This window comes from Pseudomonas sp. QS1027, from assembly GCF_002814235.1.
GTDB lineage: Bacteria > Pseudomonadota > Gammaproteobacteria > Pseudomonadales > Pseudomonadaceae > Aquipseudomonas.
On sequence record NZ_PHSU01000031.1, the window covers coordinates 78,724 to 95,300 of the forward strand.

A 16,577-nucleotide genomic window follows, 5' to 3' on the forward strand; every position below is an offset into this window, starting at 1 on the left:
GGTTCACGGCCGTGACATTGACGTCCTCATCCCGCAACACCCTGAATCGCCAATCCCTCGGCCTGGGCCTGGTGGCCCTGCTGCTGTTTATCGCCGGCGTCTATCAGCAAGCCGCCATCGGCTTCGACTCGCGCTTCGTGCTGTTCGCCGAGGAAATGCTGCGCCATGGTCCGAGTTTCTTCCCGACCACCTATGGCGAGCCGTATCCGGATTATTCGGCATTTTCCACCTTGCTGATCTGGCTGCTGTCGCTGCCGTTCGGCACGGTCAACGCCCTCGCTGCCTGGCTGCCAAGCGCCCTGGCCTCGGCCTGGATCGTGGTGCTGATGTACCGGCTGGTGGCTCCGCATTCGCCACGTTGGGCGCTGCTGAGCATCGCCTTGCTGTTGCTGACCAATAATTTCCTGATCGAAACCCGCGCGGTTTCCCTCGACCAGATGCTCGCCGCCGTGTCCCTGGCAGTGTTCTACCTGGGTTATGCCGCCAAATACTACGGCGCGCCAAAACGCAGCGTGCTGCTCCTGGCGCTGCTGGTGCTCGGCTTTGCCATTCGCGGCCCCATGGGCCTGGTGATCCCCACCGGCATGCTGTGCAGCTTCTACCTGCTCAGCGGTCAATGGCGCCGGCTGTTCGTGTTTGGCTTCCAGGCGCTGTTCCTGCTGGCAGCCTGCATTGGCCTGCTGTTGTGGCTGGCCTCGCTGGATGGCGGCCCGGCCTTCCTCCAGGAAGTGATCCGCATGCAGTTCACCGGCCGCATGGACGGCTCGGCGGGCTCCAGCGGTACGCTGTACTACTTCAGCAGTGCCTTTGGTAACTACGCCCTGGCGTATCCATTGGCCGTGCTGGTGCTGGTCGCCATCCTCGCAACCGGTCGCCAGCATCGTGGACCGGCCTTGCAACTGACCCTCTATGCGGTTGCGGCGGGTCTGATCGTGATGCTCGGCTTGTCAGTGCCCCAGGCGAAAAAAGCCCGTTATATCCTGCCCATGGTGCCGATGGCGGCAATTGTCGCAGCCTATCCGTTCCAGGTTGCCAAGGGTCGTTTGTTCGCCTGGTTGCGTGGGCTGATCCAGGGGCTCTGGCTGATCCTGCCGGGCCTGCTGATTGCCGGGATGTTCATGTTGCATCGGCGCTTCCCTGAAGAACTGCCGAGCCTGGGCGTCGCGCCTTATCTGGTCGGGGCCTTGCAGGTGATCGCCGTGCTCGCGCTGTTCAACGCCCGCTGGCGTGCACTCGGGCTGGCCGGTTGTGCGGTGCTGGCACTGTGGAGCAGCTATATCCTGATCGTCGAGCCGACCGAACGCGTGGCCTACGATACCCGCGCCTTTACCCAGGCGACCCAGCAGTTGATGCAAAAGGATCCGGCACCGCTGGTCATGCACGCGGTGGGCAAGGATGGACGGGCGATCAAGTTCATGGTCAATGCCGAGGGCGATCTGCAGCCGATCTTCACCGATACGCCGGAGCAGCTTCAGGGCGTGGCGCGACCGGCGTGGGTGATGATGGACAAGGGTACTTACGAAGCGCTGAAAGGCACGGCCATCGGCGATCTGACGCCGGCGCTCAGCCAGCGGTTCGACAAGAACGATTATGTGTTGTTGAAGCTGCCATAGAACCTGCAGGAGCCTGGCTTGCCAGCGAAGCTTTTTGGCAATCTTGAGGCCCAATCGCCAGCAAGCCGGCTCCTACAGGGTTTTGTTGTACGCAACACCAGTGTTCAACACTGAACTGTAGGAGCCGGCTTGCTGGCGATTGCTTCACCGCCGAAACCGGCTCCTGCATTACAGCGTCAGGCGATGACTACACTCGCCCCCTTCAACACATCCAGCCCTACCCCCACCAACGTCACCGAATCCGCCCCGAAGGTCAGCACGGTATCGTGCCCCACCACCTTGGCGTGGTCCTGGATATTGTGTCCCTGGGAATCGGCGTAGCCCATGAACACCAGTTTGTCGGAAGCCTGGAAGCCGGTGATCTTGTCCTGGCCGAACGATCCATTGAAGCCGTTGAACAGGAAGGTATTGCCGCCGCCCTTCGCATCCATCAGGTCGTTGCCGGCGCCACCGATAAACACGTTCCCCCCCTTGATCGCACCAATCAGGTGATCGTTGCCGCCATTACCCAGCAACCATTCCCCCGAAGATTTCGCGGTCAGGGTATCAGCCCCATCGCTGCCCACCTGCGAGTTGACATAACTCCCCTCGGACAAGCTCTGGTTGCCCACCACATGAGCCACGTCCTTGTTGAAGAACACCAGGCTCGACTCCTTGCTGATCAGCGTGCCGATATTCTGGGCGATGGTGATCCCGCCACTGGCATCACGGATATACAAGCTGCCGTGGCCGTCATTGGCGATATCGAAGCTGGCCAGGGATTTCTGCAGATCGAAGGTGTTGTTGCCCTTGCCGCCGAGAATGATGTTGTAGCCGCCGTCATCGCGGAAGGTATCGTTGCCACCACGCCCTTCGATGTAGTCGTTGCCACGACCGCCCTTGAGCAGATCATTGGCATCACTACCGATGATAAAGGTGCTGCCGCTATGGGTTTCGGCGTTGCGATTGAGGTCCTGCACCCAAGTCTTGTCCCGCGCCGGATCCGACAGGTTGGCGACGATAATCGTCGAGTCCTTGCTGGTCAGGTTATAGAACTGCGACCCCAGCACCCGATTCAGGCCGTCGCCATAGGCCGTCGGCAGGTGGGAAATCCAGGTGGCGACATTGCCGATGGAAAACGGCAGCACGTTCCAGGCATCGGACGCGTAATGGTCGTTGAAGCTGACGATGTTGTTGGTAGCCGACGCCTTGTTCGCATCGTGCACCCCCAGGGTCGCCAGGGTCAGGCTGGAGCCGTCGAGGGCGCGGAACACCGGGTCGTTTTCGTAACCGATATTCAGCACCTGGGTGCCCGGACCGCTCTGGGTCGGCGAGGCAAAGGCGATGTAGTTGGCGTCCTTGTAGAAACCGCCCCAATGGTCCTTGCTCAGGTCGGCCACGCTGTTGACCGCCAGCCCGCCGAGGCTGTGGCCGCTGACCAGCACGTCCTTGCCGGAAAGACCGTTGGCCGCGGCAAAGCTGGCGACGCTTTTGAGCAGGCCTTCGAAGGCATTGGCGCTGTAGTTCTTCGCGTAATCCTTGGGCCCGATGGCCGCCAGCAGGTCGTTGATCGCGTCGCCGATGGTATCGCTGATCTGGCTTTCCCGAGGCCCGCTGGTGCCACGGAAGGACACGCCGATCTCGGTCAGGTGCCCGCTGGCGTCGTACTTGCCGAGGATTTCCGCCTGCGCCGTGGTGTAGCCGGCCTTCTCGCCATAAAAGGTGCCACGGGCGTCGGTCTTGCCTCCGTAGCCCAGCTGCGCGGCGCTGATGGGCGTCCAGCCGGCGGCCTTCACCGCCGCCAGCGCGGCTTTCTCCGAGTCCGGGTTCCAGGGTATCCCGGGGATGACCCCCTGGGCATCCGTGCCGCCGATCAGGGCCTTGACCAGGGTCGCCGGCAGGCCGAGGCCGAAGCCGTTCTGCTGGTAGCCCACGGCAAAGCCGTTATCGAGGTTGTGGTAGGAATACAAGGTGATCGCCATTGCATCGGAATACAACGCTTTCGAAGCCTCGGTTCCTACGTTTTTATAGTCAAACACACCCATGGTATTGCCTCCTTGCTGGTTGGAATTATTGTCGTATGAAGGCCTCATCGACCCTGGCCAGGTCGGTTTCGCGCAAAGTGCCCGCGTAGTAATGCAATTTGGTCCAGGCCATCAGGTAGTCGTAGCGCGCCTGGGCCAGGTCGCGCCGGGTGCTGTAGAGCTGCTGCTCGGCATTCAGCGCATCGAGGTTGACCCGCTCGCCACCGAGGATGCTCTGCTTGGTCGAGACCACCAGGGCTTCGGCCGAACTCAAGGCCTTCTTGTAGGCGCGCAACTTGCTCACCTCCGACAGGCAGGCGCTGAACTGGCGGCGCAGTTCGATCAGGGTTTCGCGGGTCTTGCCGTCCAGCTCGTATTCGGCCTGCTCCAGATTGGCGCTGGCCTGGCGCACCGACGCCGAGACGCCGCCACCGGCGAACAACGGCACGTTCACCTCGAAACCAATGGTGTTGGTGTCGTAGCGCTGGTTGTAGGTGTTGCCGCTGTCGGACTCGCTCTTGCGCACGCTGGCATAGGCATTGAGCTTGGGCAGGTGCCCGGCGCGATTGCGCTCCACTTCATACCGGGCCACTTCCAGGGCCTGGCGCTGGGACGCCAGGGTCGGGTTGTTCTCCAGGGCCATGGCGTGCCAGGTATCGAAATTCGCCGGTTCCAGGGGAAACGACTGAAAGGTCTGGGCCAGCGGCGCCAGCTCGGAAACATCCACCGACGGCACGCCGATCAGCGCCCCCAGTTCGCGCAGGGCCGCGTCCTGTTCGTTGCGGGCTTCGATTTCCTCGGCGGTGGCCAGTTCGAAGCGCGACTCGGCTTCGAGAATATCGGTGCGCGTGCCCTCCCCCTGACGGAACAGATGCTCGTTCTGCTGGAACTGCTCCTCATAGGCTTTCTTGCGGGCCTGGGCGATCTCGATCTGGTCCTCGGCAAACAACGCCTTGGTGTAATAGGTCAGGACCCGTACCAGCAGTTCCTGGCTCTTGCCGCGAAAGGTTTCATCGGCGAACAACGCCTGTGCCACACCCTTGCGGTAATTGGCGTAGGCCTCGTAGTCGATCAGCGGTTGTTGCAGCATCAGCGTCGAACCGGAGCTGGTGTAGTGGCGGTCCTCATGGGCGTTACCGCGTTCGCTGAGGTAGGTAGCCCGCGAATCGTTGCGGCCCTGGTTGTAGTTGTAGGAAATCTTCGGCAGCAGGCCGGCGCGGCCAATGGCGCGGTTTTCCTGGCCGGCATCGCGCTCCTTGAGCGCGCCGAGGAATACCGGGTCATTGCGCAGCGCCTGCTCATAAATCTGGAACGGCCCCATGGCCTGGCTGCCGGTGCTGACCAACAGGGACAGCGTTGCCACGATCATCGACAGTGTCTTCATTCGGTGAAACATCCTATTGCTCGGTCAGCGCGGAACCCGCGCGGTCCAGCAGGGGTTTGAACAGATAGTTGAGCAGCGAGCGCTCGCCGGTCCGCACGAACATTTCGGCGGGCATGCCCGGCTTGATCACCAGCCCGTGGAGCTTTTCCAGGGCCATGTCGCTCACCGAAGTGCGCAGCACGTAATACGGCGCGCCGGTCTTTTCATCGAGCAACTGGTCGGCGGAGATCAGGCTGACTTCGCCTGGCACCCGTGGCGTGCGGCTCTGGTTGAAGGCGGTGAAGAGGATGTCCACCGGCAGATGGCTGCCGACCTTGTCCACCAGGTTGACCGGCAGATGCCCCTCGACTTCCAGGCGTTCACCCTGGGGCACGATCTCCAGCAGGGTTTCCCCGGCGCGGATCACCGCGCCTTCGGTGTGCACGCTGAGGTTGACCGCGATGCCCTCCGCCGGAGCAATGATCTCGCTGTGCTGCAAATTGAAATCCGCCGAGCGCAATTGCTGCTCCAGGGTCAGGCTCTTGAGCTGGGCCTCGGCCAGTTGGCCGCGCACTTCCTTCTGGTACTCCTCGCTGTGCTGGGAGAGCTTGAGCCGCGACTCGACAATGCCCTGCTCGACCCGCCCGCTTTCGCCGCTGTTCTGCGCCAGGTCCTGTTGCACCTGGGACAACTGGCGCTCGTAGTCCAGCAGCCGGTTGCGCGGGATATAGCCGTTGTCCGCCAGGGGCTTGAGGTTGTCCAACTGGCTGCGCAGGGAATCGGCGCGGGCCAGCATGTCGTTGCGTGCCCGACGCATACCGGCCAGTTGCGAGCTGGCGCCATCGATACTGGCGCGAATGCCGGCCTGCTCGCGGGAAAAGGCTTCGCGACGGCTGCTGAACAGTTGCCGCTGGCCTTCGAGGACCAGCGCCAGGTGCGGGTCGGCCTCCGTGCTCAACTCGGGCGGAAACACCACCCGGGGCAGGTTGTCGCGCTCGCTCTGCCAACGCGCCTGGCTGGCCCAGGCCATGCGGTACTGGGCCTGCAAGGATTGCACATCGGCCGACAGTTGGGTCTGGTCGAGGCGAAACAGCGGCTGGCCCTGGTGCACCACTTGCCCTTCGCGCACCAGGATCCGGCTGACCACGCCGCCGCCGAGGGATTGCACGGCCTTGCGCTTGCCGGACACCACCACGGTGCCCTGCACGGCAATGCCCTGGTCCAGCGGCGCCAGGGCCGCCCAGAGAAAGAAGCCACCGGCACCCAGGAGTGCCAACAGCCAGCCCATGCGGGCAAAGAACCGGGCATCGTGCTCCCGGTATTCAACAGGGGTACTGATCTGCATCGTGCTGTCCTTGCTCATGCGCCGCTGCTGCGCGTCGGCGCGGGATACTGGCGGCTCAGGCTGACGCCGGCCGGGGTCGCGGTCTCGCGGGTTGGCTGGGGCGGCGGCGACGCGCCGGCCGAGAGTGCCTTGAGCACATCGGCGCTGCTGCCGAAGGCTTGCAGGCGGCCTTCGTTGAGCACCAGCAACTTGTCCGCCTGGGTCAGGGAGGTGGAACGGTGGGTCACCAGGACCACCGTGCTGCCCCCGGCCTTGAGCAGGGCAATCGCCTGGGTCAAGGCGGTTTCCCCGACCACGTCGAGGTTGGAATTGGGTTCGTCCAGCACCACCAGGCGCGGGTTGCCATACAGCGCACGGGCCAAGGCCACGCGCTGCTTCTGTCCGCCGGACAGGCCGCTGCCGTCCTCTCCCAGCAGCGTGTCGTAGCCCTGGGGCAGGCGCAGGATCAGCTCGTGCACACCGGCCTGACGCGCCGCCTCGACCACTTTCACTGAGTCGACCTCGGCAAACCGGGCGATATTTTCGGCAATGGTGCCGCTGAACAACTCGATATCCTGGGGCAAGTAGCCGATATGCGGACCGAGGTCATCCCTGTCCCAGCGGTGCAGGTCGGCACCGTCCAGGCGCACGGTGCCGCCCAGGGCCGGCCAGACGCCCACCAGCACCCGGGCCAGGGTCGACTTGCCCGAGCCAGAGGCACCGAGCACCCCCAGTACTTCGCCGGGGGCCAGGCTGAAACTCACCTGGTGCAGGGTCGCGATACGCTTGCCCGGCGGTCCGGCGCTGACCTGTTCAAAGGCCACCTGGCCCTGGGGCGCGGGCAGGCTCATCTGCCCTTGCGTCTCGGGAAACTCGCGCAACAGGCCGTCGAGGCGCTGATAGGCGAGCTTGGCCGTGCTCCACTGTTTCCACACCGCGATCAACTGATCGATGGGGCTGAGCACCCGGCCCATCAGGATCGAGCCGGCGATCATCATCCCGGCGGTCATCTCGCCCTTGATCACCAACAGCGCCCCCAGGCCCAACACCAGCGATTGCAGGCACAGGCGCAGCATCTTGCTCAGGGAAGTAATCACCGCCCCGGTATCGCTGGCGCGGTTCTGCCGCGCGAGGAATCGCGAGTGCACCTGGAACCAGCGCTTGCGCAGGGCACCGAGCATGCCCATGGCCTGGATGGTCTCGGCGTTGTGCAGATGACTGGTGGCCAACTGAGTCGAGCGTTGCGAATAACCGCTGGCTTCGCCCAAGGGCTTTTTGGTCATCGATTCGTTGAGGCAGGCCAGGGCGATCAACAGCAAGGCCCCGACACTGGCGAACACCCCCAGCCAGGGATTGAACAGGAAGATCACAAGCAGGTAGATGGGAAACCACGGCGCATCGAAAAAGGCGAACAGGGCCGGCCCGGTGAGAAACTGGCGAATCTGCGTCAGGTCGCCGAGGGACTGGCCGGCGTGTCCTTCGCCGCGCAACAGGTTGCGCTCGAAGGCCGCCTGGTAGACCCGCAGGTTCAAGCGCCGCTCCAGGGCGCTGCCGATACGGATCACGATAAAACTGCGGACCACTTCCAGCAGCCCGATAAAGGCAAAGAACCCCACCACCATCAGGGTCAGCATCACCAGGGTGGTTTCGTTCTGCGAGGTCAATACGCGGTCATAGACCTGGAGCATGTAGATCGAAGGCACCAGCATCAGCAGATTGATCAATGCGGTGAAACAACCGACGCTGAGCAGCACACTTTTATAATCGCCGAGCACACGGATCAAAGGTGTCCCGGACATCATTTTCGGCGGGTTCATCTATCTTCCTTGAAGTTTGCGGACAGCCGGATACGCACCTTTATTCGATGGCCGGCGAGCCGCTCGGGAATATAGGCACTTTCAATAGGAGTCGTTCTTTCGCGACTCTAAAGACTGAACGACATCACAACTAACGGACACTGGATATCAAGTTGCCGTTTAATCGATTTTCTTCTGAATACTCAGGGCGTATCGCGCACCAGTACCAGAACGGTTCCATTCTTCAAGCGCACTTCATAACGATCGGCCTTCTGCCGGTTGAGATGGACGATGCCGGTTCCTTCGGCGCCATACAGCCACAGGCCATCGGGGGTCGGCTCCCAATTGGCCGGGCGCTCGCCCAACCAGCCGGCGATACATTCCAGGTCGCCGCTCACCCGTGGCGACTGGAGCAGGAGTTCCAGCCCGCAGACCTGGGGGGCGGCTCCTTCGGGGTACATCCGCCACTGACCGGCAAGGGCCTCGGGTGGGGGCAGGATCAGGCTTCTCGCCATGGTGACTTCTCCAGAAAACGCCAGAAACGCAGCCATCAGCCACGTCGAATAGATGCTGCGGACAAAGGTCTTGATCATGGGTCTCGACTACCGGGCCAGAGGGCAGCGCTGCAGCGCTGCCCCTACCGCATCAACTCAAGCCACGATATCCGTGACCGCTGCCTGGCCCACGGTGGTCACCAGGAAATCGGCGACGCCGTGCCCGGAGAAGTCCACCGCCAGGGTACCCAGGTTGGTGCCCGAGGCATACGTCAGCACCGCATCGCCGGCATGGCCGGTAAACGCGTTGACGAAGGTCAGGCCCGAACCATGGGTGATCCCGGACAGATCGATCTTGTCCTGGCCACTGGTGAAATCCATGATCCGGTCGGCCGCTTTCGGCGCCGAGTCGGAAACGGCGGCGAACACGAAGGTATCGTTGCCCGAACCACCCCAGAGCTTGTCGGCACCGCCAGCCCCGTAGAGGATGTCGTTGCCGGCACCGCCGCGCAGTTCGTTGGCCGCATCGTTGCCGATCAGCAGGTCGTTGCCCGAACCGCCGATGGCGTTCTCGATCGTGACGCCCTGGGCAATGGAGATATTACCCACCATGCCGCCAACGTCGGAGAACGAGCCGTCATGCAGGTTGATCTTCTGGTTCTGGGTGAACCCGGAGAAGTCCAGGGTATCGTTGCCGCCACCGTCCCAGACCGAGAACACCAGCTTGTCCGAAGACGAAGTGGCGCTCATGTAGTCGCGACCGGCATTGGAGTTGAACCCATAGGTGGTGTCACCGGAACGGGTGCTGTAGTTGGCGCCGTAGAGCTTCTGGATCGCCGCGATATCATCCATCAGCGGGCCCGAGGAATAAGCCTCGACGCCGCCTTTGCTGAAGTTCTGGCTGGTGTTGCTTTCGCTCCAGTAGCTCATGACGCTGTAGCCGCGGGTGTCCTGCCCATAGGACGCGTCATTGTAGGTCGGGTTGCCCTCGCCGGCGTTGTAGTCGCCGGGATGAGCCAGGCCGAGGGTATGGCCGATCTCATGGGTCAGGGTCTGACGACCGTAGTTGTTCAGGCCAGGCGTCTTGTTGACGTTGTAGCCGCTACCGGTCAGGTACCAGGACTGGCCGTCGTAGCCAGGCTCGGTTCCCGGCAGGAAGGCGAATGCCGCCGCGCCTTCCTGTCCGCCACTGTAGTTACCGAAGGTCATATGACCATCGCCACCCTTCGCTGCCTCCGTGAAGGTCACATTGGCCACGTCCGCCCAGGATTGCATGGACAGAACGGCCTGCGACTTCTGCAGCGCGCTGAACTGGCTGAACCCGGTGACGCCCAGACCGCTGAAATTCGAGGTCTGGGAAGTCAGGAAGGTATAGGTCAGTTCGATCTTGCCGCTGCCGTTCAGATCGTGCCAGGTGGCACCGTCACGCAGCAATTGCGTGGCGGCCTGATCGACGGAGTAGGAGGGTTTGCCATTGACCGTGAGGTTGCCGCCACGGTCGTATTGATGGCTGAAGCTATCGATCTGGTTAAAGGCGGAACTTGTACCGTTGGCCGCCAGTGCCGCATCAGAAGAAACAATAGCTTTGGTTTTGACTTTCGACATAAACACACTTCCTTGTTTGCAAGTGAAACAGTTTTTGTCAGATAGCGACAATCCCTTGGCGAGATCATCCTATCACTCGCCCTTTTTGAAGGCAGCAAGAAACTGACACAATTTGAAATCAAACGTCCAGCGCTTTTTTGATAACAAATCCCATAAACACCGAAAACACCTACAAACGTTGGACGCCGCCATGAAAGTTTTTTCTGACAGTAACAACCTACTCCCGCAAGCAGACTTTCGGAAAACTTCAAGTCGCAAGAATGCATATGGGAAGTGCATCAATAAATGACCAGCCGGTCACTTTTATACTTATAAATTCCCCGGCCGACCGCTCGTTCTCAGTGCATTCAGGACAACTTCACCGTTTAACCCCGGCACCGCTGTTCCATCGGCCGTGCTCATATCCTCGCCGGCCAGCAGGGCATTGATGATCGCCTCCTCCACCGCTTCGGCGGCCGCCAGGAACAACGGGGAAATATGATCGTTGTTGACCATCGCCAGCGGGCTGCTGAACGGCAGGTCCTTGCGCCCGTAATCGGCGGGTGGCAGTTGATCATTGCCGGTGGCGAAGGCCAGGAAGATATCGCCACTGGAGTCCTCGGTACCGCCGCCGGTACGGGCGATCCCGATGGAAGCCCGCTGCGCCAGGCGCTGGCATTGATGGGGCAGCAAGGGTGCATCGGTGGCCAGGATCACCACGATCGAACCCATGCCCGGAGTGCCACGACGGGCGAAAGGCGACGGGATATCGAGTAATTGGCGACCAACCGGATAGCCGTCCACCCGCAGCTCCTGGCGCTTGCCATGATTGGCCTGGACCAGCGCGCCGATGGTCCAGCCGCCCTGCGCTGCCGGCAAGCGCCGCGATGACGTACCGATGCCGCCCTTGAATTCGTGGCAGATCATCCCGGTCCCGCCGCCCACCGAGCCTTCGCTCACCGGTCCGGGCCTGGCGTCGGCCAGCGCTTCACGAACCTGCGCGGGGCCGACATGCTGACCCCAGATATCGTTGAGCACCCCGTCGTAGGTTTCCATCACCACCGGCATGCACCAGTACACCGCCGGGTCCGCCAGGCTGTCGCGCTCGTCGGCGATCAGCGCATCGCGCACCACACCGACGCTATGGGTATTGGTGATCGCCACGGGCGTGGTCAGCAATCCGGCTTCGCGAATCCACTCCAGTCCCGTGGCATCGCCATTGCCGTTGAGCACATGGCAGCCGGCGAAACAGGGCTGTTCCCGCGCCGCACCGGCCCGTGGCTGGATCACCGTCACGCCGGTACGCACCTGCTTGCCGTCGATCTCGGTCTTCAGCGTGCTGTGACCGACCCGTACACCGGGCACATCGGTAATGGCATTGAGTGGCCCCGGTGTGCCCAGGCCCAGGGTGATTCCCCATTCACGTGCGCGCATAATCCCTCCTATCTGCGTGTTTGAAATGTGCGGCCACTCTAGGCGCTCACTCCCCGCCCGCCAATTCCCCTATCGGGGTACTGTCGAGCCCGTGCACGGATCTTCTAGACTGTTACCCGGTCGCCAGTATTCACTGACCCCCTGCATGATTGACCACGACTCCGGGAACCCCATGTCCAGCACCATCAACCACTGGGTCGACCTGAACCAGGACCGCGACACCGGTATCGAAACCCTGCGCGCGCGTTTCCAGGGCCATACCCATGCCTATGATGCCCACTGGCACGACAGCTATCTGGTAGGGGTCACCGAACAAGGCGTGCAGCAATTCAATTGCCGTCGCACCCGCTATCAAAGTCTGGCGGGTAACGTCTTCCTGCTCGAACCCGGCGAGATCCACGACGGCGACGCGCCCACCGACGGCGGCTTCACCTACCGTACGATCTATCTCGACCCGCACTGGCTGGAACGGGAACTGAGCGCGCTGTTCGAGGAAGCCCCGGCAGGCAGCCAACTGAGCTTTGCCACCACCCTGGCCACCGACCCTCGCCTGGCCCAGGCCACCAGTGCCGCGTTCCAGGCCATTCACACCCAGGAACTGCGTATCGTCCGGCAAAGCGCCCTCGACCGGTTGTTCGACAGCCTCACCGACCATCTGCACTGGCGCGCCCGCTATCGCGACGATCCGCGCCTGCCGCGGGTCGCGCAGGTCGCCCGCGAGTACCTGCACGCCCATCTGCAACACGACCTGAGCCTGGATGAGGTCGCCGCCGTCTGCGGTGTCGACCGCTTCCGCCTGACCCGCGCCTTCAAGGCCGCCTACGGCTTGCCACCCCACGCCTACCTGGTGCAATTGCGGGTGGCCAAGGCCCGGCAACTGCTGTCCCGGGGCGAAACCCCGGCGAACGTCGCCATGACCCTCGGCTTTGCCGACCAGAGCCATCTGGGCCGCTGGTTCGTGCGCGCCTATGGGCTGACACCCGCCGCCTACCGCAAGCGCTGCTCAAATCTTCCAGACGCCTGAGGCGGCACACGGGAAGATCGGTTCATCGATCTTTCAGTGGAGCCCATCCCATGTTGTCCAGTCTTTCCAGCTTGCTGCCCTTTGTGCTCTTCGCCATCGTCGCCTCCGTTACCCCCGGGCCGAACAACATCCTGGTACTGAGCAACAGCGCCCGCCATGGCCTGGCGGCAGCGCTGCCGATCATCCTCGGTGCTGGCGCTGGCGCCGCCCTGATCGTCCTGCTGGTGGGCAGCGGCGTCGGTGAATCCCTGGCCCAACTGCCCCAGGTACGGACGGGCATGCAATGGATCGGCATCGCCTGGCTGAGCTACCTGGCCTGGCAGATTTTCAGCGCGCCGGCCACGGCCATCGATCCCGACGCGGCCCCGGTCAAACGTCTCGGCCTGCTGGGCGCGGCCAGCCTGCAACTGATCAACCCGAAGGTCTGGATGATGGCCCTGGCGGTGGTCGGTGTGTTCGCCGGCAGCGGCGCCGAGCGTCAGGCCCACGTGCTGTCGTTGTCCCTGGTGTTCTTCCTGGTGTCGCTGCCGTGCATGAGCCTGTGGGCGGTGCTGGGGGTGGGCTCCGCGCGGCTGTTCCGTTCGCCCCTGGCGATGCAGCGGTTCAATCGCTGCATGGCGCTGTTGTTGCTGGTTTCAGCCTGGCTGAGCGTGCTGGTATAACGGGGCGGGGTCGCCGCAGTGCAAAAGCCGGTCGCACTGGTGCGCTTTTGCCAGCAGTCGGCTGCGTAACGTGGCCGGACGGTGCATGAAGACACCGAACTCCACAATAAACGACCTGCCGCGAGACCTGCGTATCATGAAAAGACTGTTCAACAGCTGTCTGTTCCTCTGCGGTACCGCCCTCCTGAGCACCAGCGTGCTCGCCTCCGAAGACGCTTCCTGCAAGACCGTGCGCATGGGCGTGGTCAACTGGACCGATGTGATCGCCACCAGTGGCATGGCCGATGTGCTGCTCAACGGACTGGGCTATGAAAGCAAGCAGACCAGCGCCGTGCAGCAGATCATCTTTGCCGGGATCCGTGACAAGCGCCTGGATATCTTCCTCGGCTACTGGAAGCCGGCGATGGACAAGAACATCGCGCCTTTTGTCGCCGCCAACCAGGTCAAGGTCCTGGCCCAGCCCAGCCTCTCCGACGCCCAGGCCACCCTCGCCGTACCGCAATACGTGGCTGACGCGGGCCTGAAGACCTTCGCCGATATCGCCAAGTTCAAGGACAAGCTCGGTGGCAAGATCTATGGCATCGAGCCCGGCAGCGGCGCCAACACCACGATCAAGACCATGATCGACACCGACCACTTCGGCCTCAAGGGTTTCAACCTGGTGGAGTCCGGGGAAGCCGGGATGCTCGCGGCCGTGCAGCGGGCGGTCAACCGCAAGGAGTTCGTGGTGTTCGTCGGCTGGACCCCGCACCCGATGAACATCAATATGAAGATCACCTACCTGACCGGCAGCGAAGATGTCTACGGGCCCAACGAAGGCGCGGCCACCGTGTCCACCGTCACCGCCCCGGACTACGCCCAACGTTGCCCGAACGTGAACAAGTTGCTGGAGAACCTGACCTTCAGCGCCGCCCAGGAAAGCCAGTTGATGGTGCCGATCATGGAGCGCCAGACGCCCCAGGACGTGGCGAAGAAATGGCTGCGCGATCACCCGGAAGATCTGCAGAAATGGCTGGCCGGCGTGACCAGTGTTGATGGCAAGGACGGTGTGGCGACCGTGCAGGCCAGTTTGAAGTAGTGATCATCATTGTGGGAGCGGTACACCGCTCCCACACGCTCTCCCGACACCTGGAACACAGCTGAGACTGCGCATGACCGATTACCCGCTCTCCCCCGAACTCAGCGCCTTTGTCGCCAAGACCCTCGATTTCAACGCCCCGGACAGCACGATCAATGGCCTGCGTCTCGGCTACAGCGCGATGTGCAGAGCCTTCACCCCGGCACGCCCGACAAACATCAGCGTCAGCGAACAGCTGATCGGCCAGGTGCTCGTACGCCAATACCGTCCGACTTCAGAAGCGCCGGCCAATGGCTGGCCCAGCGTGATCTACCTGCATGGTGGCGGCTGGGTGGTCGGCGACCTCGACTCCCACGATTTCATCACCGCTGAACTGGCCTCCCTGCTCAACGCCGTGGTCATCGCCGTCGACTACCGACTGGCACCGGAACATCCCTTCCCTGCGGCCTTCGATGATTGCCTCGCGGCATGGCGCGGCTTGCAGGACAACGCTGTAACCTGGCAACTGGACCCGCAACGCATGGCGATTGCCGGCGACAGCGCCGGTGGCAATCTCGCCGCCGCCGTGTGCCTGGCCCTGCGTGATGCCGGACAAGCGCAGCCGCTGCTGCAAGCCCTGATCTATCCGGGATTGGGTGGCGACGACCGGCTGCCCTCGCGCACCGAATGCGCCGACGCGCCGCTGCTCAGCGCCAGCGATGTGCACTGCTATCACGCGTTGTACCTGCCGGGTCCGGCCAGCCCGCCGGCCTACGCAATGCCGTTGCAAGCCACGGACCTGCGAGGCCTGGCCCCGGCGTTTATCGCCGTGGCGCAATTCGACCCCTTGCACGATGACGGCGTGCAGTACAGCGAACGCCTGCAAGCCGCCGGTGTAAGCGTGGACTTCCATCCCGGCCACGGCCTGGTGCATGGCTGCCTGCGAGCCCGGGGTAGCGCACCAGAGGTCGATCTGCTCTACGAAAAACTCCTCGCCGCCCTGCGCCGCTCCCTGGACCTGTAGCAAAAGTTACTTGACGACCGCCTTGCCTTGAGTTCTTCTGAAACCGGTTTCAGTGCCAATGCACCAACCGCCTGCCGACAACTCCAAGAAAAGGTTTCAGGCCGTGAACAGTTTTTCCGCCGCCCAACGCAGCCGCGTGACCATGCTCGATGTCGCTGAACGCGCCGGGGTTTCCAAGGCCAGCGTGTCGCGTTTTATCGGCGATGACCGCGCCCTGCTCTCCGAAGCCATCGCCTTGCGTATCGAGCAGGCGATCAGCGAACTGGGTTACCGCCCGAACCAGATGGCCCGTGGCCTTAAGCGCGGCCGCACCCGCCTGATCGGCATGCTGGTGGCCGATATCCGCAACCCTTATTCGATAGCCGTGATGCATGGCGTGGAAACCGCCTGTCGCGCCCACGGCTACAGCCTGGTGGTGTGCAACACCGACCGCGACGACCAGCAGGAACGCCTGCATCTGGCGGCGCTGCGCTCATACAATATCGAAGGCCTGATCCTCAATACCCTCGGTCATCACCTCGAAGAACTGCAGGCACTGCACCAGGAAATGCCGATGGTGCTGGTGGACCGCAAGGTCGAGCACCTGGACAGCGATCTGGTCGGCCTCGATAACGGTGCCGCCGTGAATAGCGCCGTCGAGCACCTGGAGCAACAGGGTTACCGCGACCTGATGCTGATCAGCGAACCCCTCGACGGTACCAGTTCGCGACTGGAACGGATCGAACATTTCAACCTCGAAATCGCCGGGCGTGACTCACTAAGCGGCCGCATCGGCCATACCGGCGAGTCATTACAGCATCAGTTGCAAGATTTCCTGGCCGCCCCCGGCACCGGGCCCAAGGCGCTGTTCTGTGCCAATGGCATTGCCGCCCTGGCCTGCGTCCAGGCCCTGCGCGAGTTGGGTTGCGAGCTTTTCGACGATATCGGCCTGATCGCCCTCGACGACCTGGAATGGTTCCCGCTGGTCGGTAGCGGCATCACCGCCCTCGCCCAGCCCACGCAACAGATCGGCGCCCATGCCTTCGACTGCCTGTTCAAGCGCCTGCGGGGCGACAAGGGTGCGGCCAGGGTCCTTGATTTTCCCGCGCAATTGATCGTCCGTGGTTCCACCCAACGTACAACATTGGCCTGAGGCACAGCGGCGCGTGAAGCCCAGTGGTAAAAGCCTGCCAAAAAATGAAACCGGTTTCAGAGGTACA

13 protein-coding genes are annotated in these 16,577 nt (G+C 62.7%); 6 read left to right on the forward strand and 7 right to left on the reverse strand.

Annotation, left to right across the window (positions count from 1 at the left end; translation table 11 throughout):
- The first annotated feature begins 17 nt into the window (after window positions 1–17).
- The gene (locus CWE01_RS25730) at window positions 18–1,613 is read left to right on the forward strand and encodes a glycosyltransferase family 39 protein (protein WP_100943480.1); all 1,596 of its coding nucleotides are present in this window, start codon (window positions 18–20) and stop codon (window positions 1,611–1,613) included.
- A gap of 176 nt (window positions 1,614–1,789) precedes the next feature.
- Here the strand turns inward: CWE01_RS25730 and CWE01_RS25735 are convergent, their stop codons facing one another.
- The 7 genes from CWE01_RS25735 to CWE01_RS25765 all read right to left on the reverse strand — a co-directional run bounded on the left by CWE01_RS25735 (window position 1,790) and on the right by CWE01_RS25765 (window position 11,611).
- Window positions 1,790–3,637 (reverse strand): polyurethanase, encoded by a 1,848-nt coding sequence (locus CWE01_RS25735; protein ID WP_100943358.1) that lies wholly within the window; start codon window positions 3,635–3,637, stop codon window positions 1,790–1,792.
- 25 nt (window positions 3,638–3,662) lie between these two features.
- Entirely contained in the window at window positions 3,663–5,012 is a 1,350-nt protein-coding gene (locus tag CWE01_RS25740; RefSeq protein ID WP_100943359.1) for a TolC family outer membrane protein, read from the reverse strand.
- Window position 5,013: 1 nt separating this feature from the next.
- Window positions 5,014–6,342: an HlyD family type I secretion periplasmic adaptor subunit gene (locus tag CWE01_RS25745; RefSeq protein ID WP_100943360.1), complete on the reverse strand. Its 1,329-nt coding sequence runs from the start codon at window positions 6,340–6,342 to the stop codon at window positions 5,014–5,016.
- The gene (locus tag CWE01_RS25750) at window positions 6,339–8,120 is read right to left on the reverse strand and encodes a type I secretion system permease/ATPase (protein WP_100943361.1); all 1,782 of its coding nucleotides are present in this window, start codon (window positions 8,118–8,120) and stop codon (window positions 6,339–6,341) included. The genes CWE01_RS25745 and CWE01_RS25750 overlap by 4 nt, the downstream gene beginning before the upstream one ends.
- A gap of 182 nt (window positions 8,121–8,302) precedes the next feature.
- Window positions 8,303–8,614 (reverse strand): AprI/Inh family metalloprotease inhibitor, encoded by a 312-nt coding sequence (locus tag CWE01_RS25755; RefSeq protein WP_100943481.1) that lies wholly within the window; start codon window positions 8,612–8,614, stop codon window positions 8,303–8,305.
- Window positions 8,615–8,749: 135 nt separating this feature from the next.
- Window positions 8,750–10,198, reverse strand: a complete 1,449-nt coding sequence (locus CWE01_RS25760; protein ID WP_100943362.1) for a serralysin family metalloprotease — start codon at window positions 10,196–10,198, stop codon at window positions 8,750–8,752.
- Window positions 10,199–10,507: 309 nt separating this feature from the next.
- Complete coding sequence (locus CWE01_RS25765; protein ID WP_100943363.1) at window positions 10,508–11,611, reverse strand: P1 family peptidase; 1,104 nt, start codon at window positions 11,609–11,611, stop codon at window positions 10,508–10,510.
- Between the two features lie 172 nt (window positions 11,612–11,783).
- Here CWE01_RS25765 and CWE01_RS25770 point away from each other — a divergent pair, with 172 nt between their 5' ends.
- From CWE01_RS25770 to CWE01_RS25790, 5 genes are all read left to right on the forward strand, one after another.
- A complete protein-coding gene (locus CWE01_RS25770) occupies window positions 11,784–12,635 on the forward strand; it encodes an AraC family transcriptional regulator (RefSeq protein ID WP_100943364.1) in 852 nt (283 codons plus the stop codon).
- A gap of 50 nt (window positions 12,636–12,685) precedes the next feature.
- On the forward strand, window positions 12,686–13,297 hold the full coding sequence (locus CWE01_RS25775; protein ID WP_100943365.1) for a LysE family translocator: 612 nt from the start codon (window positions 12,686–12,688) through the stop codon (window positions 13,295–13,297).
- Between the two features lie 136 nt (window positions 13,298–13,433).
- A complete protein-coding gene (locus CWE01_RS25780; protein WP_100943482.1) occupies window positions 13,434–14,375 on the forward strand; it encodes a choline ABC transporter substrate-binding protein in 942 nt (313 codons plus the stop codon).
- 73 nt (window positions 14,376–14,448) lie between these two features.
- Window positions 14,449–15,378, forward strand: coding sequence for an alpha/beta hydrolase (locus CWE01_RS25785; RefSeq protein ID WP_100943366.1), 930 nt, complete (start codon window positions 14,449–14,451; stop codon window positions 15,376–15,378).
- Between the two features lie 103 nt (window positions 15,379–15,481).
- Window positions 15,482–16,510, forward strand: a complete 1,029-nt coding sequence (locus CWE01_RS25790) for a LacI family DNA-binding transcriptional regulator (protein WP_100943483.1) — start codon at window positions 15,482–15,484, stop codon at window positions 16,508–16,510.
- The last annotated feature ends 67 nt before the right edge of the window (window positions 16,511–16,577 follow it).